Source organism: Streptomyces sp. NPDC088350 (assembly GCF_044753545.1).
In the GTDB taxonomy this organism is placed as follows: domain Bacteria; phylum Actinomycetota; class Actinomycetes; order Streptomycetales; family Streptomycetaceae; genus Streptomyces.
This window is the reverse complement of sequence record NZ_JBIVNL010000006.1, coordinates 183476-207138: the sequence shown is the minus strand read 5'-3', so window position 1 is coordinate 207138 and position 23663 is coordinate 183476. Positions and strand designations below refer to the sequence as shown.

Genomic DNA, 23663 nt, shown 5'->3' with positions numbered 1-23663 from the left:
CCAAAACAAAAGACTCTGCGCGCTCCCCCGATCCGTATTCCTGACTGTCCGTACCGCTGACGGGCGGTCCACGACACAGGAGGTACGGTGCGCTTTTCGCGGAACGCGACGGGAACGATGGTTGTCGGCGGTGCCCTCAGCCTGACCCTCGTCGCACTCGCCTATCCGGCGATGCTGGGTGTCAACACGGTCTCCAGCGCGCCCACACGTGTCATCGCCAACACACAGTGGGGGCCGCTGACCGAATCGGACCGCGACTTCGTGGTCAAGGTGCGCGCGGCCGGGCTGTGGGAGTACCCCGTCGGCCAGATCGGCCTGAAGAAGGGGGCGAGCCCGGCGGTCATCACCGCGAGCAAGCACCTCATCGACGGACACGCGGCGCTGGACTCCACCGTCCGCAAGATCGCCCCGATGCTCAACATCACGATCCCGAACCAGCCCAGCCCGCAGCAGCAGGGCTTCATCAACACGCTGAACGCGGACAGCGGCAAGCAGTTCGACACGGACTTCGCCAACATCCTGCGCGTCACGCACGGTTCGATCTTCAACACGATCGCGAAGATCCGCTCCACGACCGAGAACACCCTGGTGCGGGCCCTGGCCGACCAGGCCAACGCGACCGTCCTTGACCACATCACGGTGATGGAACAGACCGGACTGGTCAACTTCAGCCAGGTCCTCTTCCAGGAGACGACCCCGCCGAAGCTCCCGGCCACGGACCTGACCCCGCCGCCCCCGGCCGCGGGCCAGCCGGAGGTGGTGCTCACCCCGCCGGTGAACAGCACCACCCAACCGCCGGTCCTGCCGGGCGAGTCACCCTCCGGCAACACCGGGACCCCGACCGTCGGCTGAGTGTCGGCCGAGACCGGCCGAACCCCCGCTACAGGCCCAGCCACACCGTCGTATCCGGTGCCAGTGCTCCTGGTCCCAACTGCCTGTCGCCCGCCGCCGGTTCGCTGCTCAGCAGCACTTCCCCCGGCGGCAGGGCGACCGGCACGTCCGACAGGTTGGTGACACACCGCCAGCCGTCGGAACGCGCGAAGTGCAGCACACCGGGCGGGCTGTCCGCTGCCCAGGTCAGCGACTCCCCGTCGAGCAGCTTGCGGCGCAGGCGCAGCGCGGTGCGGTAGAACTCCAGGGTCGAGCCGTCCGTCCCGTCCTGTGCCTCCACGGCGTACGACGCGAAGCTCGCCGGCTGCGGCAGCCACGCCCCGCCCGGCCCGAAGCCGTACGACGGGCCGGTCCTCGTCCACGGGAGCGGTACCCGGCAGCCGTCGCGGCCCTTGTGGGTGTGGCCCTGTTGTTCCCAGATGGGGTCCTGGAGGACCTCGACGGGCAGGTCGGCGACCTCGGGGAGGCCGAGTTCCTCGCCCTGGTAGACGTACGACGAACCGGGCAGCGCCAGCATCAGCAGCGTCGCGGCACGGGCCCTGCGCAGGCCGGCCGCCGGGTCGACGGGCGGGGTGCGGCCGTCGGAGAGGAGCCAGCTGTCGGGGTCGGTGCCCGGAGGGAGCATCAGGCGGGAGGCGTGGCGTACGACGTCGTGGTTGGACAGCACCCAGGTGGCGGAGGCGCCTGCCGCGTGGGCCGTCGCGAGCGAGGTGGTGATCACCTCGCGCAGTTCGCCCGCGTCCCAACCTGCCTCCAGGTACTCGAAGTTGAAGGCCTGGCCGAGTTCGTCGGGGCGGGCGTAGAGGGCGCGGCGGGCGGACGGTACCCAGGCCTCGGCGACCGCCATGCGGGGCGGGGTGTAGGTGTCGAAGACCGTGCGCCGCCAGTCGCGGTAGATCTCGTGGACCTCGTCGCGGTCGTAGTAGGGGTGGCTGCCGGGCGGGAGGGAGTCGAGGACGGCCTCCGAGTTCGCCGCGAGGGGGCCGATGTCGCGCAGGGGCTCGCTGAGGTCCTTTACCAGCGCGTGGGCCACGTCGACGCGGAAGCCGTCGACGCCCCGGTCGGACCAGAAGCGGAGGGTGGTGCGGAAGTCGGCGCGGACCTCCTCGTTGTCCCAGTCCAGGTCGGGCTGTTCGGGGGTGAAGAGGTGCAAGTACCACTGGCCGTCGGGGAGTTGTTCCCACGCGCTGCCGCCGAAGACCGACTGCCAGTCGGTGGGCGGGAGTTGGCCGTTCTCGCCGCGCCCGTCGCGGAACACGTACCGGTCGCGGGCAGCGGAACCGGGCGGAGCGGCCAGCGCCTCCTGGAACCAACTGTGCAGCCGCGAGGTGTGGTTGGGCACGATGTCGACCATGACCTTCAGGCCCAGCCGGTGGGCCTCGGCGACCATCGCGTCGAAGTCGTCGAGGGTGCCCAGGCGTGGGTCGACGTCACGGTGGTCGGCGACGTCGTAGCCGCCGTCGGCGAGTTCGGAGGGGTAGAAGGGGCTGAGCCAGAGGGCGTCGACGCCCAGCGTGGCGAGGTGGCCGAGGCGCTCGGTGATGCCCCTGAGGTCGCCGAGCCCGTCACCGTCGGCGTCGGCGAAACTGCGCGGATAGACCTGGTAGACGACGGCTTGACGCCACCAGTTCGGGTCACGGGAGGACAGGTCGGGCACGTGGTCTCCTGGTGAATTCCCTCTGCTCCGAGGCAAGTTGACAGTCATCTTCCGGTGGACCCACGATGTGCACACGCTGTGGCGCATGTGACCAATGGGCCCGGTGTTCCTTCGCTCCCGCGCTTACGCGCTCCTCCACTCCTTGCACATGCCAGATGGGATCAGTATGTCCATAGCGAGTCGTGTCACCGTGCGTCGCCTGTTGGGGACGGGCGCCGCCTCCCTCGCCCTCGCCGCCGCCTCCGTCGGCGCCGCGTCCGGCGCCTGGGCCACCGGCGGCCACGGCGACGGCGGTGACGGCTGGGAGTCCGGTGGCCACTACCGGCCCGGCTCGGGCGCCGGTACGGTCACCGAGACCGAGGGCTGCCAGTTCTCGCTGAACGGCACGGACTTCTTCCCCTCCGTCAAGGTCGACGACCAGAACCTGAAGCCCACCGACGACGGCAAGGTCCACATCAAGGTCCGCACCATCGGTGACGCCTCCACCTGCACCGCCTCGCTGGCCTCGTACACCGCCCACGGCCCGACCTTCGCCACCTCGGGCAAGCAGGTCTTCGTCGACTTCGACACGGTGACCGTGAAGAAGGGCCAGACCGACTCGCTCGACATCTCGGTGCCGGACGAGGGCTGCTTCGCGCAGATCGACCTCTACCGGGGCGCGGTCAAGTTCGACGGCAACCCCGCCGCCGGCGACGGCTTCGTCCACGGCGACCTGCCCAAGGGCCCCGACCACCCGGTCATCAAGGACAAGCTGATCGCCGCCTGGAACGGCGGCACGAAGGACTGCACGACCACCGAGTCGCCGTCCCCGACCCCGTCCACCCCGGCATCGGTCCCCCCGCCGGCGTCGACGTCCACCCCGCCCGCCTCCGGGTCCTCCACCCCGACCCCGACCCCGAGCGCCTCCGAGTCGACCACGCCGTCCGACAACCCGACCCCGGTCACCTCCGGCTCCAGCAGCGCCCCGGCGGCACCCTCGCCCAACGGTGGCGGCGGCGACCTCGCGGAGACCGGCGGCGGCGGCAACACGGGCGCGATCGTCGGCGGCGCGGCGGCGCTGCTCGCGGGCGGCGCGGCGATCGTGGTGGCGACGCGACGCCGGCGGGCTTCGCACTCGTAGCCGACGGCAGGACAAGAACAAGACGCCGGACCGGGAGGAGATCCCGGCCCGGCGTCCGTCTCTCACCCCTCCACCGTCCCCAGCCACAGCTTCACGTACCGCTCCACATCCACGTCCAACCCCACGTCCACCAGGGCCTGTTCGCGCGCGCCGTCGTGGATCTCGGACTCGCCGTGGCGGGGGCGGCGGTCGACGATGGTCTGGCCGCGGGACGGGCCGGGGGCGAGGGAGACCTCGACCGGCAGGAGGCGGGTGGTGAGGCCGCCCGGGTCGGCGACCGCGCAGACCGCGCCCGCGTCGCCGAGGCCGCCGGTGGGGGTGGGGTCGCCGGAGGCGGCCGGGTCGCGGTGGGCGAGGAGGTCGCCGGCCAGCTTCAGGCGCGGCTCCGTGCTCTGCCGTAGACGCTGGACGTCGGCGGCGGGGACCTGGACCCGTTCGAACACGTCAAGGCCGTACATCGTGATCGGCACCCCGGCGGTGAGCAGGATCGCGGCGGCCTCCGGGTCGTGCCATACGTTGAACTCCGCGACCGGCGTGGCGTTCCCGACCGCCACCGCGCCGCCCATGAACACGATCCGCTCGATGTTGCGGGTGACCTCGGGGTACGTGCGCAGGAGCAGCGCGATGTTGGTCAGCGGTGCGGTCGGGATGAGGGTGACCGGGCGCGGCGAGGCGAGGATCTCGCGGCGCAGCAGGGTCACCGCGTCCACGCCGACAGGCGTACGGGTGGAGTCCGGCAGCCCCATGTCCCCCATGCCGTCCTGCCCGTGGACGTGCGCGGCCGAGCGGGCCGGTTCGATCAGCGGCCGGGCGGCGCCGCGCGCGACCGGGATGTCACCGGCACCGGCGTGGTCCAGGACGATCAGCGTGTTCCGTACGACCTGGTCGACGTCCGTGTTCCCGGCGACACAGGTGACCGCGCGCAGGTCCAGGCCCGGGTGGCGGACGGCGAACAGCAGCGCCAGGGCGTCGTCGACCCCCGTGTCGCAGTCGATGATCACGGGGATGGGCTGACCGGTCACGGCAGACTCCTCTCACAGGCGGTTCGGCGGATCAAGGGTGACCTTACGCATCCGCCCACAGTTCGGCGCCGCGCGCCTCGACCCGGGCGCCGACGCGGTGCAGGAGTTCGGCGGGCGGCAACGGCTCGACGCGGCGGCCGTCCCGCAGGCGTACGGCGACCAGGCCGGCGCCGGCCTCCCGTTCGCCGATCACCGCCTGGTACGGGACGAGTCGCGCCGCCCGGACCCGGGCGCCGAGGCTGCCCTCGGCGGACACCTCGGCACGCAGCCCCTGGGCGCGGGCCTGCTCGGCGAGGTCGTAGGCCTGCCGCTCCTGCGCCTCCGACACCGGGAGGACGACCAGCTGCACCGGCGCCAGCCACGCCGGGAACGCCCCGCCGTGCTCCTCCACGAGGTGCGCCACCGCCCGTTCCACACTGCCGATGACACTGCGGTGCACCATCACGGGCCGGTGTTTCGCGCCGTCGGCGCCGATGTAGTGCAGGTCGAAGCGTTCGGGCTGGTGGAAGTCGATCTGGACGGTGGAGAGGGTGGCCTCGCGGCCGGCCGCGTCCGCGATCTGGACGTCGATCTTCGGGCCGTAGAAGGCGGCTTCGCCCTCGGCGGACTCGTACACGACGCCTGAGCCGTCCAGCACCTCCCTCAGCATCTCGGTCGCCCGGCGCCAAAGAGCGGGATCCGCAACGTACTTGCCGCCCTCGCCCGGGAGGGAGAGCCGATAACGGGAGGCACGGATGCCGAGGTCGGCGTAGGCGCGGGCGATGAGGGCGAGGGCGGCGCGGGCCTCCTCGACGGCCTGGTCCAGGGTGCAGAAGATGTGGGCGTCGTTGAGCTGGATGGCACGGACGCGGGTCAGTCCGCCGAGGACACCGGAGAGTTCGGAACGGTACATGCCGCCCAACTCGGCGATACGGAGAGGCAGTTCGCGATAACTGTGGGACCGGGAACGGTAGATGAGGGCGTGATGGGGACAGAGACTGGGGCGCAGGACGACCTCCTCCGCGCCCAGTTCCATCGGCGGGAACATGTCGTCGCTGTAGTGCGACCAGTGCCCGGAGATCTCGTACAGCTCGCGCTTGCCGAGGACGGGCGAGTACACGTGCCGGTAACCGGCCGCGCACTCCAACCCCCTTACGTACTCCTCCAGTTCGTGCCGCACGGTCGCGCCGTCGGGCAGCCAGTACGGCAGTCCCGCGCCCATCAGGGGGTCGGTGTCGAAGAGGCCGAGTTCGCGGCCGAGACGTCGGTGGTCGTACATGGTGAACTCCTCGCGGGACAAAGGGCCGAGAGGCGAGCACCACGTGACGAAGCCCCGGGGCACTCGCCCCGGGGCTTCGACTTGGGTCAGCAGTCAGCGCGCCGGGACAGTCTCCGGCGTCGTCGTCCAGGCGGACGGGAACGGCTTGGCGCGCTTCATGCGGCGGACTGTAGCAGTCGTACGACGGACTCGGCCACGGATTTTCAGGCGCTCAGCTTCTTGAGCAGCTCGTCGGCGACCGGGGCGGAGGACGCCGGGTTCTGGCCGGTGACGAGGTTGCCGTCGACCACGACGTGCGGGGCCCACGGCTCGCCCTCCACGAAGTCGGCGCCGAGTTCCACGAGCCGGTCCTGGACCAGCCACAGCACCTTGTCGGCGAGGCCGGCCTGGGTCTCCTCCGCGTTGGTGAACCCGGTGAGCCGACGTCCGGCGAAGGCGTTCGTACCGTCCTCCTTGGTCGCCGGGAGCAGCGCGGCCGGCCCGTGGCAGACCACGCCGAGCGGCTTGCCGGAGGCCAGGGCCAGGGTGAGGAGCCGGCCGGAGTCGGCGTCCACGGCGAGGTCCTCCATCGGGCCGTGGCCGCCGGGGTAGTAGACGGCGGCGTAGTCGGCGAGGTCGACCTCGCTCAGCTTGACCGGGTGCTGGAACTCGGCGCTCGACGCGAGGACGCCCGCTACCCGGTCGGCGTTCTCCTGGCCGCCGTTGTAGTCGGGGGCGAGGCTGCCCCGGTCCACGGGCGGTACGACACCGCCGGGCGTCGCGACGACGACCTCGTGCCCGGCCGCCTTGAACGCCTCGTACGGGGTGACTGCCTCCTCGGCCCAGTAGCCGGTGGGGTGCCGGGTGCCGTCGGCCAGGGTGAGGTGATCGGCACCGGTCAGCACGAAGAGGATCTTCGACATGGGGGGTCTCCAGGGGGTCGGTGAACTGCTCTCGACAGTAGGCGGGACGGGGGCGGGGGGCCAATGCCGGATCGAGTGCGTGCCGTTGGTTTCCCGGGGGGCTACTGGTTTCCGGGGGCCCGGGGTTTCTGGTTTCGCGGTGACGTTGGGCTACGGGTTTCCTCGTGGCTCCCGGTTCCTGGTTTGGCCGTGGCGTCCGGCTCCGGGTTTGCCTACGGCGTCCGGTTGCTGGTTGGGCCATGGCACCCGGCCCCTGGTTTCCCATGACGTCCGGTTCCTGATTTCCCCATGACCCCCGGCTCCAGGTTTCCCTGTGCCGCCCGGCTCCGGGATTGCCGACGACACTCGGCCCTCGGTTTCCCGGGACACCCGGCCCGGGTTTCCCCGTGATGCCCGGCCCCTGGTTTCCCTGTGGCACCCGGCTCCCACTTTCCCCGGCGCACCCGGCCGCCCCGGCGCGGAGCCGTCTCTCACCCGGACGGACCGGCGCGCTGGTGGGCAGGCGCGGGCGATGGTGCCGTGGAAGCGAGCACGGCGAACCCGCGTCCGGGACTCCGGCACACCGACACCTCGGCACCTCTGCACCTCGACACCTCGACACCTCTGCACCTCGGTACTTCGGCACCTCGGTACTTCGGAACTCCACGTACGCGACACCCGCCCCGCCCCGCACACCCCGCACACCCCAGGAGGGACCCTCGATGACCCGCACCCCGGCCCGTGTCCTCCTCGCCTCCGCGCTGTCCGCGCTGTCCGCGGGCACGCTGCTGACCGCGGCCGGCTGTGCGAACGAAGCCGCGCTGCACAAGGTGACGAGCGCGCCCTCCCCCTCAGCCGTGCGAACCACCCCCGCCGCCCACGCTTCCCCGGCCGCCGCCCCCGTCCTGACCCCGGCCCAGGCACAGGCCGCGCTGATCACGGACACGGACCTGGGCGCCCCCTGGACCCCGACACAGGGCACGGCGACCTGGCACGACAGCCTGCTGAAAGCGAAGGCCGACGCCCCCGACTGCCAACGCCTCCTCGACGCCCTCTACGCCGACGAACTCCTCGGCACCCCCGCCGCCACCCAGGCGGTGATCGGCCTGGACAACACCGACGTCGGAGCCCAACTCCACTACCAGGTCGCCGCGTTCCCACCCGCCGACGTGGACCGCACCCTGGCCTGGCTGAAAACGCTCCCGCAGAAATGCGCCCAGTTCACGGCGACGACGACCCGCTCGGGCACCCAGACCGTGACGGTCACGGAGGCCAACCTCCCCAATGTCGGCGACGCCCGCCAGGGCCTCCACCTCACCCTCACCGGCACCACCCCCGAGGGCGACCAGTCCACCCTCACCCTCGACACCGCCGCCGTCCGCATCGGCGACGACACCATCACCCTCACCAACGGCGGCCTCGCGGACGTCCCCCCGGACGCGACCGGCCAGGCACTGGAGATCGGCGCGCAACGGCTCACGGATGTGCAGCGGCAGGGCCGGGTGCAGATCTAGGAGCCGACCGCCGGTCCGAGACGCAGGTCAGTGCTTCTCGTACGGATCCGCCGGCTGTGCCACCTGCTTGACGTCCGTCGCGTGGAGCAGCGGCGGCCACGCCCCGTCCGTGCCGAGCTTGCCTTTGGGGATCCACGTGCCGGTGACGGTGACCCAGGTGTCGGTCTGGGGAGCCCCATCGGCTTCGTCGCCCCGGATCTCGACCTTGCTGGTGGTCGCGTCGGCGGCGCAGCAGGTGACGAGGAGACGGGTGACGTACCAGGTGCCGTTGTCGCCGTGGGTCACGAAGCCGGTCATGCGAAGGGTGCGGCCCTTGAGGGAGTGACCGGTGTCGTAGATCGCCCGCGAGCTGTATTGGGCGACCGAGATGTCCAGCACCTTCCCGGCGGGGAGCGCCTGGAAAGTGCCCACGCCCTGCGCCGCACGCTCCGCCTCCTCGCGGGACGCGCTGTACGAGCCCAGCGCCGGGGGCGGGAAGAGGAGGAGGGCGAGGGCGGGGAGGGTGAGGAGCCAGGCGATGCGCGGACCGCCCGCATGCCCATGCCCATGCTCATGCCCATGGTCCTCGTGGTCCTCGTGATCGTGTTCCTCTTCTTCCTGGCGGTGCAGCGCCGCCCTGATCGCCGCCGCAACTCCCAGGAGGATCAACAGAGTTCCCGACACGATCAGGTACGGGCGCAGAGCCGGTTGCACGTACCGCAGATACAGATCGCTGAAGAGCGAGATCCGCACCACCGCCCCGCCCGTGAGCAGCAGCAGGACCGCCGAGCCGTAGCGCCTCACAGCAGCCACCACCCCACCAGCGTGCTGCTCGTCACGGCCACCAGCCAGGTCGTCGAGGAGAAGCGGAACGCGAAGGCACGGCCGAACGTGCCCGCCTGGAGCGCGATGAGTTTCAGGTCCACCATCGGGCCCACCACCATGAACGCCAGCTTCGCCGCCGGGGAGAACCCGCTCAGCGAGGCCGCGACGAACGCGTCCGCCTCGCTGCACACGCACAGCACCACCGCCAGCAGCGCGAGCAGGAGCAGCGACAGCCAAGAAGAACCCGTGAAGATGTCCAGGACCGAACGCGGTACGGCGATGTTGAAGGTCGCCGCCGCTGCCGCGCCCAGGACGAGGAAGCCGCCCGCGTGCAGGAAGTCGTGTTGCAGGCCGGCGACGAAGGCCTTCACGCCCACGGTCGAGTGGACCGCCCGCGTGCGCTCCGGGAGTCGTAGCCACTCCTCGCGGCCGAATCTCGCCCACAGCCAGCCCATCACCACCGCCGTCGCGAGGGACGCGAGAAGTCGGCCAAGGACCATCTTCGGCTGGCCCGGGAAGGCGATCGAAGTGGCCACCAGGACAACCGGGTTGATCGCCGGGGCCGAGAGCAGGAATGCCAGGGCTGCCGCCGGGGCGACACCCCGCCGCATCAGGCTGCTCGCCACCGGTACCGACGCGCACTCGCAGCCGGGGAGTACGACTCCGGCCGCGCCCGCGATCGGGACGGCGAGGGCCTGGTTGCGGGGGAGGAGCTTGGTGAACACCCGCTCGGGGACGAACGCGCCGATCGCCGCCGAGACGACCGTGCCCAGCAACAGGAACGGCACGCCCTGGACCGCGACCGCCGTGAAGACCGTCCACCAGGCGGCCACGGGCGGGGTGTAGAGGTCGAGGGCCAGCATCGGGCCGAGGACGGAGACGACGGTGGCGATGGCCAGGAGCGCGGCGCCGCCGAGTACCGCGTAGACCATGGCGCGTACGGCGAGGCGCAGGCCGTCGGCCACGGTCCGTTCGTTCTGCACGCGCCTGTCTCATCCCGTTTCGCACGACTACGACTCGTACGTCGCACGGTAACGGCCGGCGCTGTGCGGCACCCCGGGTTCGTCAAAGAGGAGGCTGTGCGGGGGCCGGGCCGAGGGTGGTCGTGCCGGGCGCCGTACGGTGCCCGAGGCCGGTGCGGTAGGCGTCGAGGGCCGCCTCCACCCGTCCGGTACGACGCAGCAGATCGCCGAGCATGCGGCACAGGTCGGCCAGGTCGCCGGCCGCGCCCGCGCGTTCCAGCAGGCTGAGGGCGCGGACGTAGTGCTCCTCGGCCGCGTCCGTGTCACGGGCGTCCTCGGCGATGATGCCGAGGAGGCGGTGGGCGGCGGCGGAGTGCAGGGCGCCGCGTTCGGAGCTGAGGTCGCTCAGGACGTCGTGGAGGAGGGCGGCGGCCTCGTCGGACTTGCCGCGTTTGTGCAGGACGTCGGCCAGTTCGACGGCGACCTGGCTGCTGTACAGCGCCGCGCGCTTCGCCGTCAGCATCGCCAGCGCCTGCCTCAACTCGACCTCGGCGCGCTCCAGTTCGCCGTCCTGGGCATAGACGTAGCCGCGCATCCAGTGACAGTTGGCGAGTTCGGTACGGAACTGGAGCTGCCGGTACAGATCGGCGGCTTTCGCGAGCGAGGCGTCCGCCTCGGCGACCTTGCCCTCCGCGATCAGGGTCCGCGCCACCGACCGGTGCATACGGGCGAGCAGCGCCGGGTCCGCCACCTGCGGCGCGAGCGCCAGCGCCAACTCCGCCGCCTGCGCTGCCCGCGCGTGCGCGCCCATGTCCATGTACGGCCCGATGGCACTCGCGTAGAGCAGCAGCAGCGCGTCGGGATCGTGCAGGCCGCCACGGTTCAGCTCGTCGAGCGTGGACTCCAACAGGTAGACGGCGTAACGGAGTTCACCGGTGAGGTAGTGCGCCACGGCACGGCCCCGGAGGGCGGGGACGCGGGCGGGGAGCGGTTCGTCGGCCAGGCGCTGTTCGGCGCGCTCGAAGTACAGGGTGGCGGCGGAGAGGTCACCGGTGTCGAGGCCGCACTCGCCGAGTCCGAGCAGCGCGATGGCCTCCTCGTCGGCCAGCCCGTGCGACTCGGCCTCCTCCAGCAGCTCGGCGTACAGCTCGGCGGCTTCCTCCGACTCCCCTGTCGCCAGGGTGCGTTGGGCGCCGGTCAGCCGCAGGCGCAGCTCGGTGGCGAGGTGGGCGGGGCGGCCGGTCGCCAACTCGTCGTAGGCGACGCCCAGTCGGTCGGCGAGGTGGCGCAGCGCGTCGTCGGAGGGGCGGACCCGGCCGGCCTCAAGGGTGGAGATGTACGCGGGCGTGTAGGCGGGCTCGGCCAACTGCCGCTGAGTCAGCCCACGTTCGTGCCGCAACTGCTGGACCCTGCGCCCGATGACTTCCGGGTCGTCCCGTCTCACCATGCATTAATCATGCCAGTAAGCCGAGTTACAGACTGGCGAGTAACTCAGTTACATCGAGAGTGAGTTGACGAAGTCCTCGAAGCGGCGACGGGAGACGGTGAGAACGGCTCCGCCGGGGTTCTTGGAGTCACGGATTGCGATGCAGGGGGTGGCTGCGGTGGCGACCTCGACGCACTCGCCGCCGTTGCTGCCGCTGAAGGACGACTTGCGCCACGTGACCGTGCCGATGGGGGCGCACTCGATGCAGTCACCGCCGTTGCTGCCGCTGTAGCTGGACTTACGCCACGTCTTCCGCCGGGTCTCCATAACGTTCCTCCATCACGCGCGCGATCAGGTCGGCTGAGTCCTCCACCGAGAGGGCGCAGGCCTGCAAGCGAGCGTATCCGACCGAACGCTCCCTGATGACTTCCGGGTTGGCGGTCATGTGTCCCTGGTCGTAGCCATCTGAGTAGTAGATGTCCGGGTCGTCGTCCAAGCGCAGGAGATTGAAGGAGCCCATCGTCGCGGCGTGCGCGCCAACAGTGAACGGCAGTACCTGAATGTTCACCCAGGGGTTCTCGCGGTAGCTCACCAGACGGGCCAGTTGCTTCCGCATGACCTCACGGCCGCCGATCTCGCGGTACAACACGGCCTCGTCGAGGACGACCCAGACAGCGGGCGGCTGCTTCTTCTCCAGGATGCGCTGGCGCTCCATGCGCGCCGCGACCATCTCCTCGATCTTTTCCGGGTAGTCGACGGCCAGTACCGCCGCCGCATACTCCGGCGTCTGGAGCAGGCCGTAGACCACCTGACACTGATAGGTGGAGATGAAGGCTGCCTTCGCCTCCATATCCGCGTACGCCTGGAACCAGTTGGGTAGCTGGCTCCGCAGAACCATGCCGATCATGCGGGTGAAAGACCCGTCGGTCATGAACGCGGCGTCGAGGCGCTCGGCGAAGTTCCGGGTCGGGACCTTCTGGGCCGTCTCGATCTGCCCGATGAGGGAGCCGGTGCAGTAGAGGATCTTGCCGAGGCCCTCCAGCGTGAGACCCGCCGCTTCCCTCAGTCGACGGCATTCATAGCCGAAGTAGTCCAACGGGGATGCGCTCGGGTCGAGTTGACGAACGTGGACCATGCGACAGCCACCTCCGAGTAGTTACGGCCTGTCGCCGACAGTAACCACCCGGCACCGCCCGGGTGATGAGAATCACGAATTCTCCATAACGCACGTAACGTATGGTGGAGAAATGTCCCCTTTGGCCAAGATCAGCAGCGCGTACGGGCCCCGCTTCGCGGAGTTCGCGTTCGAGCCTGCCTTCACGGCCACCGTGGACCAGCATGTGGCGGAGCTGCGGGAACGCCTGTCAGCTGGAGGGCCCGACCTCGTACCCCCGCCCCCGGACCACGCCGACCTCACGGACTACGCGCTCGGTTTCCTGGACGCGCTCGCGGAGCTGGACTGGCGGGAGCCGGTCGGGCACGACTACGCGGTGTGCAGGCTGACGGCCATCAGCTGGCTGGTGCACCGGCACGGGCTGCTTCCGGAGCAGCGCCGAGGTGACTGAAAACCGGTTTCCGTTGGCTCAACTCCCCCTGAAGCCCTTCCCGTTGCGCACTCCAACCCCTTAAGTTAGGCACACATTAAGCGTGCTTAACTCATCGCTGTCGTCGCAGTCGTTGCCGTCGCCGTTGTCGCTGTCACTGCCGTTGCGAGGTAGGTATGTCCGCGCGTTACGTCAGAGGATTCTGCGCCGCCGTCATCGCCGTGGCCGCCCTGGTCGGCGCGGCGGCGGCAAGCCCGGCCAAGGCGGCGGACCGCCCCCCGGGCGGGCACCACGCCGCTCACTCCGGCGGAAGCATCATGTCCTCGCGCGAGTAGAGCGGCAGCCCGCCGGTCTCGATCTTCCACTCCCCCAGTTCCGTCGCGATGGTGACGGTCCGGCCGTACGGCAGACGCAGACGGTTCTCGTACGCCGGGGAACCGCCCCGCCCGCCGATCTCCCACTGGTACGTCCATGTGCCGTCGCGCGGGTCGACGATCAGGTAGCGGGGGATGCCCATGGCCGGGTAGTCGCGGCTCTTGTCCTCGTAGTCGGTGCGGGGGTTCGACGGGGAGACGACCTCAACGGCCAGCAGGGGCATGGTGGCCTCGCCCGTAGCGACAACGAGGTCGGGGATCCGGAGCCTGCCGAGGACTTCGTCGCCGGTGTCGGAGGCCTCGAAGACACCGACACCGACCGGAACCTGCGGGGCGAGCTGATCACGTAGATCAGCGGCAGCGACCTGGTGCCGACGGCAGGGGCTCATCGTCATGAGGAACATCCCGTCGCTGATCTCCGGGTACGTGACACCCGGCGGCGGCGTGAAGCGCTCGCGCAGGTCACGCAGACGGTGGTAAACGGCACGCTCGGTCATACTGCATGGTAGCCACGGCCGATGTTCTCGGTTGTTCGACGAACGCGAGCCCGGCCCCAGCGGCCGAGCCCCGTCCGGCTCACCAGGTCACGCGGGTTCAGCACTTCCACGTGGACCAGTACAGCTCCCCCTTCAGCGAACCGTCCGACCAGGCGACGGGGGTGTCGATGTGGATGCCAGAGGAGCCCTGGCCCGGGTAGTACCAGTAGTAGTGGCCGTCGACCCGCTTGCCGTAGTGGACCTCCAGCCAGCCCACCGAGTGGCGGACGTACGGCGCGAACCAGTACGCGCCCTTGTAGCCGGGGCGGATCGTGTTGGTGATGGTGCTGCTCGCGGTGCGGGTGTTGCCGAGGGTCCAGGTCTCGGAGCTCGTCGAGCTGACGGACATGCCGGCCTCGATGGTGTCCGACAGGCCCGCGCTGACCTCGATGCTCTGGCCCTGCTCGTAGGAGTACGAGGTGTTCGTCGCGTAGCTGTAGTTCACGGCGTACGTGCCGTTGTCGGTGCCGCCGCAGTTCGCGACCACGTTGCTGGCCTGGTGCCGCTTGCCGAGCGCGGTCCAGGCGTTGACCTCGTGGTACTGGCACGAGTCGGGCTTCCGGCTGCCGCCCGCGTGGTTGCAGCTCGCCAGCACGTCGGGCTTGTCGTCGCCCCAGCCGGGGCTGGAGTTGGCGCTGGCGGTCCCCGTGGAGAAGGGGATGAGCACCAGGGCGAGAGCGGGCGCCAGCAGGGTCAGTCGGCGGCGGCCACGCGGGAACACCTTCATGGTCGTTCTCCTCGTCGATACGTCGGTCGGCGCCACCACCCGCGACGGGTGGCGACGCCTCCGATCGTCATCGCCGGGGAGTTGATCGGACAGTCCCGCCCACGGGGCGAATCAACTCCGGACCACTGCCCTCACCTGCGCGTATGCCGCCTTACCTGTCGGACGACCCCGACATGTCCCGGCGCGAGTCCATGCCCGTGTCCCGCCGGGTGTCCGTCCCCATGTCCGTGCGCTCCCGCACCGGCTGGTTGGTCATCGCGTCCTCGCGGCCCGCCTGGTACGCCGTGAGGCTGCCCTTCGCGTGGGTCGTCTCGCGCTCCGCCGTCGTCAGCATCCGCTCCCAGCGCTGGCGCATCGGCGCGATCATGCCGCCTCCGACACCGACGATCATGATGCCGGCGACGGTCCCGAGAGCCGCGTACAGCACCGGCTGGGTGACCGAGGTCGCGATGCCCGCCTGGCCGAGGGCCGCGATCACGCCCAGCGCCACGATGCAGGCCCAGACGAGGGTCGCGAGCATCCTGCCGTACGACATCGACGACAGGGCGCTGCCGACGATCCCGCGGACCGCGTTCGCGATGGCCATCGCGACGACGATCAGGACCACGGCGACGATGCCGCGCGGGAGCCAGGCGACGATGCCGTTGATCATCGTGCTGACCGGGTTGGCGCCGAAGACGCCGAGCGCGAGCTGGAGGGTGATCAGCATCAGCGCGTAGTACACGATCTTGCAGACGATGCCGGTCATGTCGTACGTGGAGTCCCGCAGCATCCTCGCTGTACCGGCCCGTTCGGAGAGTTTCTCCGAGCCGACCCTGCGCAGCACCCGGTCCAGGACGCGGGCGATCATCTTCGACACGAACCAGCCGATGGCCAGGACGACCAGGAAACCGACGAGCTTGGGCACGAACTGCGCGACCTTCGACCAGGCGTCGTTCAGCCCCTGGGTGAAGTTGATGGCGAGGGTGGATTCAGGGACAGCCATGAGCGGCACTTCCTTTGCTGGGTACTACCGGCCCCCTGTTACCGACAAGTGGAGCAGCGCCGCGGAGGCGTGGCCGCGTGGGCTGGGCCGTACGGGTGAAGGCCGCGAAGGCCGGTGGTCCTCAGCAGATGCGGCGGTACGGCGCGTCCGGCACATACGTCCGCCACTGCGCCCGCGTCAGCTCCGCGTCCCCCGTCCTCGCGCAGACCCGTGCCCGCGCCCGCTCCGGATCCACGGCGTACCGCTGGAGCGGGACGTGCGCGCTGCCCGCGAACACCGTGGTCCCGTCCGGGCTGAAGGCGAGCGACGTGATGGCCTCGCCCGGAGTCGTCAACGGGCCGCTGCTGAGCGGCTGTTGGGTCGCCACGTCCCAGAGCTGAAGGCTGCCCGCGTCACCGGCAACCGCCAGCGTGCCGCCGTCGGGGCTGAAGGCGAGGGCGGCGATGCCCTCCGGGGTGGTGCCGACGGGGGCGGGAAAGACGTTGCGCAGGATGCCGACGCGGTGGCCGATGGTTCCCCCCGCACCCCTGCCTCCGTCCCCGTGCCCGTGCCCGTCCCCCTCCCACAGGTCGACCCGGCCCGTCTGGTCGCCGACCGCCAGGGTGGAGCCGTCGGCGTTGAAGGCCAGGGCGCCGATCTCGTCGCCCTGCACGAGGTCGCGCGCGGTGGAACGGCCCGAGGGCAGTGCGGCCACGCGCCCCTCGCCGACCAGGAGCGCGCCGTCCGGGCGGACGGCGAGGTGGGAGCCGGTCACGCCGGTCAGGACGGAGGTCCGGCGCAGGCGCGTGAAGTCCCATGTCTCATCGGCGAGTTGGCCGACGGAGGTGTCCCGGACCGCGTGCAGGGTGTGGCCGCCGCCCGGGCCGAGAGCGAGCGAGACGACCGCCGCGCCGGGCAGGTCCAGCGAGGCCAGGGACCTCCCGTGCCGCACGTCCCACACCCCGAACCGCTGCGCCACCGCCTCCCGGCCCGGCGCCGAGACCCCGTACGCGAACCGGGTGCCATCCGGGCCGAAGGCCATCAGGGGGACGGTGTCGGCGGGGACGGTCGGCAGGGCGGGGTCGGTGGAGACGGGGACCGGGACGGGCGGGAAGGTGTGCAGGACACGGCCGTCGGAGGTGTCGTAGAGGCGGAAGAGATAGTGATCGCTGGTGCGCCGGGTGGTCGCGTAGGTGCGGCCGTCGGGGCTGAACCGGACGTCGTCCAGGGCGGTGGCCCGCCAGGCGGAGGTGACCGCCTCGCCGAGGTCGAGGGTGTGGACGGTGCCGCTCTCCAGATAGCGCAGGGTCCGGCCGTCGCGGTCCCAGACGAGGCCGCCGTAGAGGTGCTGGTTGTTGAGGGCGTGGCGGAAGACGGGGGCGCCGGGGTCCGTGAGCCGCCGGACGCGCAGCTCCGAACCGTCCTCCGTCGCCACGAAGGCGCCGTCCGGGCTGAACGACGCGGACCGCACCCCGGTGTCCTGGAGGTCGGCGACCCTGCGGCCCGTCGCGGTGTCCCAGACGCGCAGTCCGGTGCCGTCGACGGTGGCGGCGGCGAGGCGGTCGCCGGAGAGGGCGAGGAAGGGGGTGTCGGTGTCGCAGATGCGGTGATCCTGCTGCCAACTGCCTTGGAGGAAGCGGGAGTCGGCCGTGTTCCACAGGCGCAGGGTGTTGCCCGAGCAGGCCGCGACCGTACGACCGTCCCTGCTCACCGCGGTGAGCGTCACGTCGGGCGCCCGCACCTCGGACGTGACCCGGCCGTCGGCGACCGAGCGCAGCCGTACGCGGTCGCCCTCGGTGGTGAGGAGGGAGCGGCCGTCGCCGGTGAAGTGGACGCCGCCCACGTCGTGCAGCGCGGAACCGCCGCCGGTCCAGCTCCGGGTGACCGTGTTCCACAGCCGCAGCCCGCCGTCCCCGTCGGTGACCCCGAGGACACGCGCGGACGCGCCGACGCCGGTCACCGTGCCGGTGGGTATCCGGCCCGAGCCGATGGCACGGTGCGTGATCACGTCCCAGGTGCGCCAGGTATGGCCGCTACGGCTGCTACGGCCACTCGCGCTGAGCAGCGTACGGCCGCCGTCGGTGAGCACGCGCAGGGTGTCCTCGCCGGGCGCGGGATCGGCGAACGTGTCCGTCTCCGCCTGCGCGAGGGAACCGAGCAGGGCGCGACGCGACTCCGGCAACTCGGCCGTGCGCCAAGCCGCGACGCCCAGTTGCTGCGCGGTACGCGGATCGGTGGTCCGGAGCGCGTCGGCCACGTCGGCGACCCGCCGCGCCGCGCTCTGCGTACGCCGCCGCAGATCGTCGCTCCGCTCGTGCCACACCGCGACGGCCGCCACCACCGCCACCGCGAGCACGGCGGACAACGACACGGTCAGCGCGCGGTGCCTGCGACTGATCCGGGCGGCGGCTCGGCGCTCGGCGGCGCGGGCGTCGAGCGCGGCGGCGAGGAAGGCCCGCTCGGGGGTGGTGAGGAAGCCCCGCTCGGGGGTGGTGAGGGCGAGACCGGGGCTGGTCAGGGCGAGGTCGGGTCCGCCGCCCGCAGGACCGCCGACTGGCTCCCCGAACAACTCCTCCGCCCGCGCCAACCGCGTCCCCCGATACAGCGCCCCGGCATCCCGGTCGTGCTCCAGCCACGTACGCGCCGCGTCCGTCAGCATCCGGTGGTGGCGGAGCCGTTCCCGGTCCCGCTCGATCCAGTCGTGGAGGCGGGGCCAGCAGGTGATGAGGGCCTCGTGGGCCAGTTGCACGCCGTCCTCGTCGGCCGTCAGCAGCCTGGCCCGGGTCAGTCGTTCCAGCACCACCGGCACCTCGGGGTCGCCCCACTCCGCCAACTCGGCCCGGGTCAGCGGGCGGCGGGTGTCCGGGGTGCCCTGACCTGGGACGACCATGCGGAGGAGCAGGTGGCGGGCGGCAGCGGCCTCCGCCGGGGAGAGTCCTCCGTACACCTCCTCCGCCGTCGTCGCGATCGCGCCGCGTACTCCGCCGGCGGCCTCGTAACCGGCGAGGGTGAGCATCCGGCCCCTGCGGCGGCGCCAGGTCTCCAACAGGACGTGGGAGAGCATCGGCAGGCCGCCGGGTTCGCCGAGGACCTCCTCCACCAGGCGGGCGGTCAGGGTCCGCTCGACCAGGCAGCCGGCCGCCTGGGCCGGGCCGACCACCGCCTCCCGCAACTCCTCCGCCGTCATCGGACCGAGCAGCAGCGCGGCCCCGCGCAACGCGTCGGCCAGGCCCCGGTGTTCGGCGCAGCGGGCGTAGAAGTCGGCGCGGACGGAGACCAGCACCCGCAGCCGGGTGTCCGGGTCGCGGGCCGCCAGGAGCAGGTCGACGAAACGGGACCGTTCGCGCGCGTCCGAGCAGAGCGTGAAGACCTCCTCGAACTGGTCCACCACCACCCAGCTCTCCGGTTCCCCGGGGGCGGGGGTGAGCAGGTGCCCGTAGGTGGTGGCGGGGGTCGGCCCGGGGGTGAGGACGCGCAGTGTCGCGGGGCAGCCGCGTGCCGCGATCTCCTCCCGCAGCCGTGCGATCAGCCCGGCCCGCAGCAGGGACGACTTGCCGCTGCCCGAGGGACCGAACAACACCGCGAACCGGTGGTCGCAGACCAGCGCGTTGACCTCGGCGACCACCCGGTCCCGGCCGAAGAAGAGGTGCCGGTCGGCGGGTTCGAACCGGGCCAGCCCGCGATACGGCACCGGGCCGCCGGCGTCCTCGGGTTCCGCCGCGCGGACCCGGCTCGCCTCGGCCTCCGCCTCGGCCTCCTTCCAGCGCGGGCCCCACTCGGCCGGGTCGCCCCCGCAGGCCCGTACGTATCCCTCCACGACCGCGAGCGTCGGCAGCCGTTCGCCGGCCGCGGCCTGGGACAGGGTCGTCGCGGAGAAGCCCGCCGTCTTCGCCATCGTCCGGTACGAGGGTCCGCCGGCGGCGCGGCGCAGTTCCCGCAACGCGTGCGCGAGCCCCTGTACGGCACCGGCCCCCGGGTCGACCGGCCGCTCGGGACGCCCCATGCGCGTACCTCCGTACACCTGGCGAAAGCGACATCTGGAGCGATGACCATACGTAGGGGCGGGAAACGCCGGGGTTGCCCCGAGGTGAAGGACGGGTGACACCGGACGGCTCCTGTGCGCGGTCCCGGGTCGAACGCACTGGCCGGAGGCACCCCCGGCGACATTCCGGTCGCGGTGCACGGGCGCGGGCACGGAGCGAACCATCGCCGACCGCGGGCGTGTTCACCGCTCGCCCCACCGCCGACCGTGGGCGTGTTCACCACCCGGGCCGTGGACGTGTGATCGCCAGTTCGGCGAAATGCTGCCCTCCGTTTGACAGAAAGGCCTTTCCGGCGAGCTCTCCGTCTGCCAATCTCTGTCCGCACACCCCGGCTGTCATGTCCGGGGCGAGCGCGGACTTGGACCGTCGACTGGAGCCCCCCGATGTCCCGAACCAGAACCCACCGCCTCGGCCGGGCCGCAGCGGTCGTGGGCAGCGCCGCCGCCCTCACCGTCGCCCTGCCGTTCAGCGCCTCCGCGGGCGTGCTGCAGAACCTGCCCGAGAACGCCACCTCGTTCCAGAAGTACTTCGAGCCGGAGTACGACTACGACACGGACAGCTGCTACCCGGCAGCCGCCATCGACCCCTCCGGCAACCTCAACGGGGGCCTCAAGCCGACCGGCTCCATCACCGGCCAGTGCCGCTCCGGACACCTCGGCAACGCCAACACCTACTCGCGGGCCAAGTGCAACAACGGCTGGTGCGGGATCATCTACGCGAGCTACTTCGAGAAGGACGAGGCCTCCCCGGGCATCGGCCACCGCCACGACTGGGAGTCCATCGTCGTCTGGGCCAAGGTGGGCGCGGACACCCCGTCGTATCTGTCGGCCTCCGCGCACGGCGGCTTCGACACCGAGGCCGTCGCCGACGTCCCGATGGACGCCCAGCGGGTTCAGGTGGTCTACCACAAGGACGGCCTGAGCACCCATGCCTTCCGGTTCGCCAAGTGGGGCGAGACCCCGGAGAACGACACCGGCGCGTGGCACCAGGAGAACCTGCTCACCTTCGACAACCTGGCGACCAACCTGCACGACATCCTGAACGCCTCCGACTGGGGCAGCGCCAACTTCCCGCTCCAGGACTCCCGGTTCGACGACCAGCTCAACACCGCCAAGCCGAGCGGCATCACGTTCGACCCCTACGCCTGACGGGCGGCCGGGACCCAGTTCCGCGAATGTGACACTCCCGGTAGGAAGTGTCACATTCGCGGCGGCGGCAGCCAGGGCCTCCGGCACGGACTCACCGAGGCGGAAGGGGCCGGCAGCATCCGTCCCGCCGGGGCCCCGGCTCACCCGGCCCCGATACCCTGCCCCCCGTGACCTCTTCCGCCGCAGCCCGCACCGCGCTGGACCTCACCGCCGGCCTCCCGGTCCCCGGCCTGGAGGACTTCTACCGGGACCTGCACCGCCACCCCGAGCTGTCAGGACGCGAACACCGCACGGCCGCCAAGCTCGCCGAACACCTCACCAAGGCGGGCTACGACACCGTCGAGGGCATCGGCGGCACCGGGGTCGCCGGAGTGCTGCGCAACGGCGAGGGCCCGACCGTGCTGCTGCGCGCCGACATGGACGCGCTGCCGGTGCGGGAGGAGACCGGGCTGTCGTACGAGTCGTCGGTCCCCGGCGTGATGCACGCCTGCGGGCACGACCTGCACGTGACCTGGCTGGCCGGTGCCGCCCGGGCGCTGGCAGACGGGCGGGACACCTGGTCGGGAACGCTGGTCCTGGTGGGCCAGCCCGCGGAGGAGACCGGTGAGGGCGCGGCGGCGATGGTGGCCGACGGCCTCTACGACCGCGTCCCGCGCCCGGACGTGCTGCTCGCCCAGCACGCGGCACCGGGACCCGCCGGGTTCTACCCGCACGTCCCCGGCCTGATCATGTCCTCCGCGACGGACATCGACATCGTGGTCCACGGACGCGGCGGCCACGGCTCCCGCCCCGAGACGACGGTCGACCCGGTCGTCACCGCCGCCTACCTCGTCACCCGCCTCCAGACGGTCGTGTCCCGGGAGATCGCGGCCCGCGACTCCGCCGTCCTGACCGTGGGCCGCATCGAGGCGGGCACCCGTCACAACATCATCCCGGCCGAGGCCCGGATCTCCCTCAACCTGCGCACCCAGTCCGCCGACGTACGGGACCGGATGATCGCCGCGATCCGCCGTATCGCGTCCGGCGAGTGCCTCGCCGCGGGCTGCCCGCGCGAGCCCGAGGTGACCATCGGCGTCAGCCTCCCCACGGTGGTCAACGACGCGGACACCGACCGCCGGATCGCCGCCGTGCACACCGAGGTCCTCGGCGCGGGCACGGTCTTCGACCCCGGCCCGGCGACGGGCAGCGAGGACTTCCCCCTCCTGGTCCCGGACGGGGTGCCGTACTCCTACTGGTTCGTGACGAGCACCTCGGCGGACGTGTGGGACGCGGCCCCCGGCACGGACCTGATGGAGAAGTTCCACGCGGTCCCCAGCAACCACAGCCCCCGGTTCGCACCGGACCTGTCGACCATCGCGCCCGGTGTACGGACCCTGGTCTCCGGCGCGTTGGAGATGCTGACGGTGAACTGACTAGCCGGGTACCTGGAGTTGCACGAGCTGCTTCCGTACATGGTCCAGGGCGCCCGCCCGACGCCCCGGCACCCGTCCCCTCAACTCGGCCAGCGCGAGCCCGAGTTCACGGGCGGGGACGGGATCATGGATCTGCCCCCACTGGTGATGAGCCCGGTCGACCGCCGCCTCGACAGCGGCCGTACCGGGCGCCTGCCCCACCGCCAGCCGCGCACCGGCCACCGCGAGCCACGCCCGGCAACTGCGCACCGGATCCCCGGCCAACATCGCGAGATCGGCCCGGACTTCGGTCCAGTGCAGCGCTTCCTCGGAACCCCGCCCATGCGCCCGCCCAGCGGCCTGCTCATGCTCGGCGGCGATCCCGTCGGCGTCGGCGTGACGGCCGTCCTGGGCAGCGGAGGCGACAGCGATGTGCGGGTCACCGTCGTGGCCCTGCGGCGCACTGGTCCGGCTTCGCCGCGCACCTTCCCGGCTCGGCGCCGCACTGTCCGGGCTTCGCGGCGCACCTTCCTGGCTTCGCCGCGCACCCTCCCGGCTCGGCGCCGCACTGTCCGGACTTCGCGGCGCACCTTCCTGGCTTCGCCGCCCACCCTCCCGGCTCGGCGCCACGCCTTTTCCACTCCGGCCGCCATCTTCCAGCCCGTCCGGCGTTTGAGGACGAGGCCCCTTCAGGGCCGACGGGGGGCTGGGGGCGGAGCCCCCAGGGACGCCCGCCCCCACCCCCGCCGCGGACAACACCACATCCGCGTACCCCTCCGCCCCCAGCCGCCCCAACGCCTGCTGATGCAACTCCTCCAACGGAGGCCGATACCCGCTCCGCAGAACCGTCGCCACCGCCTTCATGTACGACGGCACAGCCACCGCACGCCGAGGCGGCGGAGGCGCGATACGACCGTAAACCGCGTTCGTACGGCCCGAGTCGAGCGGATGGGCCCGCAGCCACTGCCAGGTCTCCGCGTCCGCGTGGAGATCGAGCAGCAGCGTCGTCGTGCCCGGCGCCCGCAGTCGCAACTCCTCGCGGACCCAGGCCCAGGGAAACGCGGTGTAGCGGACGGTCGCCGGAGTAGTCCGGGCCAGCGCCAGATGCGGAAGGTGCTGTTTGCGGTCGAGTTGGAGCTGCCCGGTGACGAACAAGGTGAGCGGCCCGGAGGCGGTGGCCGCGGCCCGCAACCGGGTCAGGACGGCCTGCGGCTCCAAGGGGTCGGCGAGTTCGACAACGTTGGCGGTCTCGGTGCCGGACAGGACACCCGGGGCGACGGCCGCGAGGACCGGCAGCACGGACGCCGCGTCCACCAGGCACCCCCTGCCCACCGGCGAGGCCGCGAGCAGCAACACCGTCCCAGGCATACGCCCTCCCCGATAGAACCGTCGATCACGGCG

Annotated in this window: 20 protein-coding genes; 6 read left to right on the top strand and 14 right to left on the bottom strand. The window is 71.5% G+C overall.

All coding sequences use genetic code 11. The annotated features are described in order from the left end of the window. The first annotated feature begins 117 nt into the window (after positions 1–117). Positions 118–852 carry a DUF4142 domain-containing protein gene (locus tag ACIQBL_RS22345; RefSeq protein WP_401945061.1) on the top strand — a complete coding sequence of 245 codons (735 nt, stop codon included), beginning with the start codon at positions 118–120 and terminating at the stop codon, positions 850–852. Positions 853–880: 28 nt separating this feature from the next. Here ACIQBL_RS22345 and ACIQBL_RS22340 read toward each other — a convergent pair whose 3' ends face one another. Continuing rightward, complete coding sequence (locus tag ACIQBL_RS22340) at positions 881–2596, bottom strand: glycoside hydrolase family 13 protein (RefSeq protein WP_401944353.1); 1716 nt, start codon at positions 2594–2596, stop codon at positions 881–883. Between the two features lie 118 nt (positions 2597–2714). On the opposite strand from ACIQBL_RS22340, the gene ACIQBL_RS22335 reads away from it, so the two are divergent. Beyond that, positions 2715–3668 (top strand): LAETG motif-containing sortase-dependent surface protein, encoded by a 954-nt coding sequence (locus ACIQBL_RS22335; RefSeq protein ID WP_401944351.1) that lies wholly within the window; start codon positions 2715–2717, stop codon positions 3666–3668. A gap of 62 nt (positions 3669–3730) precedes the next feature. Here the strand turns inward: ACIQBL_RS22335 and ACIQBL_RS22330 are convergent, their stop codons facing one another. From ACIQBL_RS22330 to ACIQBL_RS22320, 3 genes are all read right to left on the bottom strand, one after another. Continuing rightward, positions 3731–4690, bottom strand: a complete 960-nt coding sequence (locus ACIQBL_RS22330; protein ID WP_401944350.1) for a nucleoside hydrolase — start codon at positions 4688–4690, stop codon at positions 3731–3733. Positions 4691–4733: 43 nt separating this feature from the next. Beyond that, positions 4734–5969, bottom strand: a complete 1236-nt coding sequence (gene thrS / locus ACIQBL_RS22325) for a threonine--tRNA ligase (protein WP_401944348.1) — start codon at positions 5967–5969, stop codon at positions 4734–4736. A gap of 182 nt (positions 5970–6151) precedes the next feature. Next, a complete protein-coding gene (locus ACIQBL_RS22320; protein WP_401944346.1) occupies positions 6152–6850 on the bottom strand; it encodes a type 1 glutamine amidotransferase domain-containing protein in 699 nt (232 codons plus the stop codon). A 701-nt stretch (positions 6851–7551) separates the two neighbouring features. Here ACIQBL_RS22320 and ACIQBL_RS22315 point away from each other — a divergent pair. Then, the gene (locus ACIQBL_RS22315) at positions 7552–8343 is read left to right on the top strand and encodes a hypothetical protein (RefSeq protein ID WP_401944345.1); all 792 of its coding nucleotides are present in this window, start codon (positions 7552–7554) and stop codon (positions 8341–8343) included. 27 nt (positions 8344–8370) lie between these two features. Here the strand turns inward: ACIQBL_RS22315 and ACIQBL_RS22310 are convergent, their stop codons facing one another. From ACIQBL_RS22310 to ACIQBL_RS22290, 5 genes are all read right to left on the bottom strand, one after another. Next, positions 8371–9126, bottom strand: coding sequence for a TIGR03943 family putative permease subunit (locus ACIQBL_RS22310; protein WP_401945060.1), 756 nt, complete (start codon positions 9124–9126; stop codon positions 8371–8373). Further along, entirely contained in the window at positions 9123–10079 is a 957-nt protein-coding gene (locus tag ACIQBL_RS22305) for a permease (protein ID WP_401945059.1), read from the bottom strand. The genes ACIQBL_RS22310 and ACIQBL_RS22305 overlap by 4 nt, the downstream gene beginning before the upstream one ends. A 133-nt stretch (positions 10080–10212) precedes the next feature. Then, positions 10213–11556: a tetratricopeptide repeat protein gene (locus ACIQBL_RS22300; protein ID WP_401944343.1), complete on the bottom strand. Its 1344-nt coding sequence runs from the start codon at positions 11554–11556 to the stop codon at positions 10213–10215. A 48-nt stretch (positions 11557–11604) separates the two neighbouring features. After that, positions 11605–11862, bottom strand: a complete 258-nt coding sequence (locus ACIQBL_RS22295; RefSeq protein WP_401944341.1) for a DUF397 domain-containing protein — start codon at positions 11860–11862, stop codon at positions 11605–11607. Continuing rightward, on the bottom strand, positions 11834–12670 hold the full coding sequence (locus ACIQBL_RS22290; RefSeq protein WP_401944339.1) for a helix-turn-helix domain-containing protein: 837 nt from the start codon (positions 12668–12670) through the stop codon (positions 11834–11836). The genes ACIQBL_RS22295 and ACIQBL_RS22290 overlap by 29 nt, the downstream gene beginning before the upstream one ends. A gap of 112 nt (positions 12671–12782) precedes the next feature. On the opposite strand from ACIQBL_RS22290, the gene ACIQBL_RS22285 reads away from it, so the two are divergent. Then, positions 12783–13100 (top strand): DUF6401 family natural product biosynthesis protein, encoded by a 318-nt coding sequence (locus ACIQBL_RS22285; protein WP_401944337.1) that lies wholly within the window; start codon positions 12783–12785, stop codon positions 13098–13100. A gap of 277 nt (positions 13101–13377) precedes the next feature. Here the strand turns inward: ACIQBL_RS22285 and ACIQBL_RS22280 are convergent, their stop codons facing one another. The 4 genes from ACIQBL_RS22280 to ACIQBL_RS22265 all read right to left on the bottom strand — a co-directional run bounded on the left by ACIQBL_RS22280 (position 13378) and on the right by ACIQBL_RS22265 (position 19683). Continuing rightward, a complete protein-coding gene (locus ACIQBL_RS22280) occupies positions 13378–13950 on the bottom strand; it encodes a Uma2 family endonuclease (RefSeq protein WP_401944336.1) in 573 nt (190 codons plus the stop codon). Positions 13951–14047: 97 nt separating this feature from the next. Further along, the gene (locus ACIQBL_RS22275) at positions 14048–14716 is read right to left on the bottom strand and encodes a hypothetical protein (RefSeq protein WP_401944334.1); all 669 of its coding nucleotides are present in this window, start codon (positions 14714–14716) and stop codon (positions 14048–14050) included. 151 nt (positions 14717–14867) lie between these two features. Continuing rightward, the gene (locus ACIQBL_RS22270; RefSeq protein WP_401944333.1) at positions 14868–15701 is read right to left on the bottom strand and encodes a hypothetical protein; all 834 of its coding nucleotides are present in this window, start codon (positions 15699–15701) and stop codon (positions 14868–14870) included. A gap of 121 nt (positions 15702–15822) precedes the next feature. Next, on the bottom strand, positions 15823–19683 hold the full coding sequence (locus tag ACIQBL_RS22265) for a hypothetical protein (RefSeq protein WP_401944331.1): 3861 nt from the start codon (positions 19681–19683) through the stop codon (positions 15823–15825). Positions 19684–20106: 423 nt separating this feature from the next. On the opposite strand from ACIQBL_RS22265, the gene ACIQBL_RS22260 reads away from it, so the two are divergent. Next, positions 20107–20871, top strand: a complete 765-nt coding sequence (locus ACIQBL_RS22260; RefSeq protein WP_401944329.1) for an NPP1 family protein — start codon at positions 20107–20109, stop codon at positions 20869–20871. A gap of 167 nt (positions 20872–21038) precedes the next feature. Continuing rightward, positions 21039–22283 carry an amidohydrolase gene (locus ACIQBL_RS22255; RefSeq protein ID WP_401944328.1) on the top strand — a complete coding sequence of 415 codons (1245 nt, stop codon included), beginning with the start codon at positions 21039–21041 and terminating at the stop codon, positions 22281–22283. On the opposite strand, the gene ACIQBL_RS22250 is transcribed toward ACIQBL_RS22255, so the two are convergent. Further along, positions 22284–23630, bottom strand: coding sequence for a hypothetical protein (locus ACIQBL_RS22250; protein ID WP_401944326.1), 1347 nt, complete (start codon positions 23628–23630; stop codon positions 22284–22286). Positions 23631–23663 lie beyond the last annotated feature (33 nt).

Excerpts from the sequence above, each read along its gene's own strand:
- ACIQBL_RS22290 (WP_401944339.1), bottom strand. The coding sequence starts at position 12,670 with ATGGTCCACGTTCGTCAACTCGACCCGAGCGCATCCCCGTTGGACTAC.
- ACIQBL_RS22280 (WP_401944336.1), bottom strand. The coding sequence starts at position 13,950 with ATGACCGAGCGTGCCGTTTACCACCGTCTGCGTGACCTGCGCGAGCGC.
- ACIQBL_RS22250 (WP_401944326.1), bottom strand. The coding sequence starts at position 23,630 with ATGCCTGGGACGGTGTTGCTGCTCGCGGCCTCGCCGGTGGGCAGGGGG.
- ACIQBL_RS22335 (WP_401944351.1), top strand. The coding sequence starts at position 2,715 with ATGTCCATAGCGAGTCGTGTCACCGTGCGTCGCCTGTTGGGGACGGGC.
- ACIQBL_RS22295 (WP_401944341.1), bottom strand. The coding sequence starts at position 11,862 with ATGGAGACCCGGCGGAAGACGTGGCGTAAGTCCAGCTACAGCGGCAGC.
- ACIQBL_RS22265 (WP_401944331.1), bottom strand. The coding sequence starts at position 19,683 with ATGGGGCGTCCCGAGCGGCCGGTCGACCCGGGGGCCGGTGCCGTACAG.
- ACIQBL_RS22315 (WP_401944345.1), top strand. The coding sequence starts at position 7,552 with ATGACCCGCACCCCGGCCCGTGTCCTCCTCGCCTCCGCGCTGTCCGCG.
- ACIQBL_RS22305 (WP_401945059.1), bottom strand. The coding sequence starts at position 10,079 with ATGGTCTACGCGGTACTCGGCGGCGCCGCGCTCCTGGCCATCGCCACC.
- ACIQBL_RS22270 (WP_401944333.1), bottom strand. The coding sequence starts at position 15,701 with ATGGCTGTCCCTGAATCCACCCTCGCCATCAACTTCACCCAGGGGCTG.
- ACIQBL_RS22345 (WP_401945061.1), top strand. The coding sequence starts at position 118 with ATGGTTGTCGGCGGTGCCCTCAGCCTGACCCTCGTCGCACTCGCCTAT.
- ACIQBL_RS22275 (WP_401944334.1), bottom strand. The coding sequence starts at position 14,716 with ATGAAGGTGTTCCCGCGTGGCCGCCGCCGACTGACCCTGCTGGCGCCC.
- ACIQBL_RS22300 (WP_401944343.1), bottom strand. The coding sequence starts at position 11,556 with ATGGTGAGACGGGACGACCCGGAAGTCATCGGGCGCAGGGTCCAGCAG.
- ACIQBL_RS22285 (WP_401944337.1), top strand. The coding sequence starts at position 12,783 with ATGTCCCCTTTGGCCAAGATCAGCAGCGCGTACGGGCCCCGCTTCGCG.
- ACIQBL_RS22320 (WP_401944346.1), bottom strand. The coding sequence starts at position 6,850 with ATGTCGAAGATCCTCTTCGTGCTGACCGGTGCCGATCACCTCACCCTG.
- ACIQBL_RS22340 (WP_401944353.1), bottom strand. The coding sequence starts at position 2,596 with ATGACTGTCAACTTGCCTCGGAGCAGAGGGAATTCACCAGGAGACCAC.
- ACIQBL_RS22260 (WP_401944329.1), top strand. The coding sequence starts at position 20,107 with ATGTCCCGAACCAGAACCCACCGCCTCGGCCGGGCCGCAGCGGTCGTG.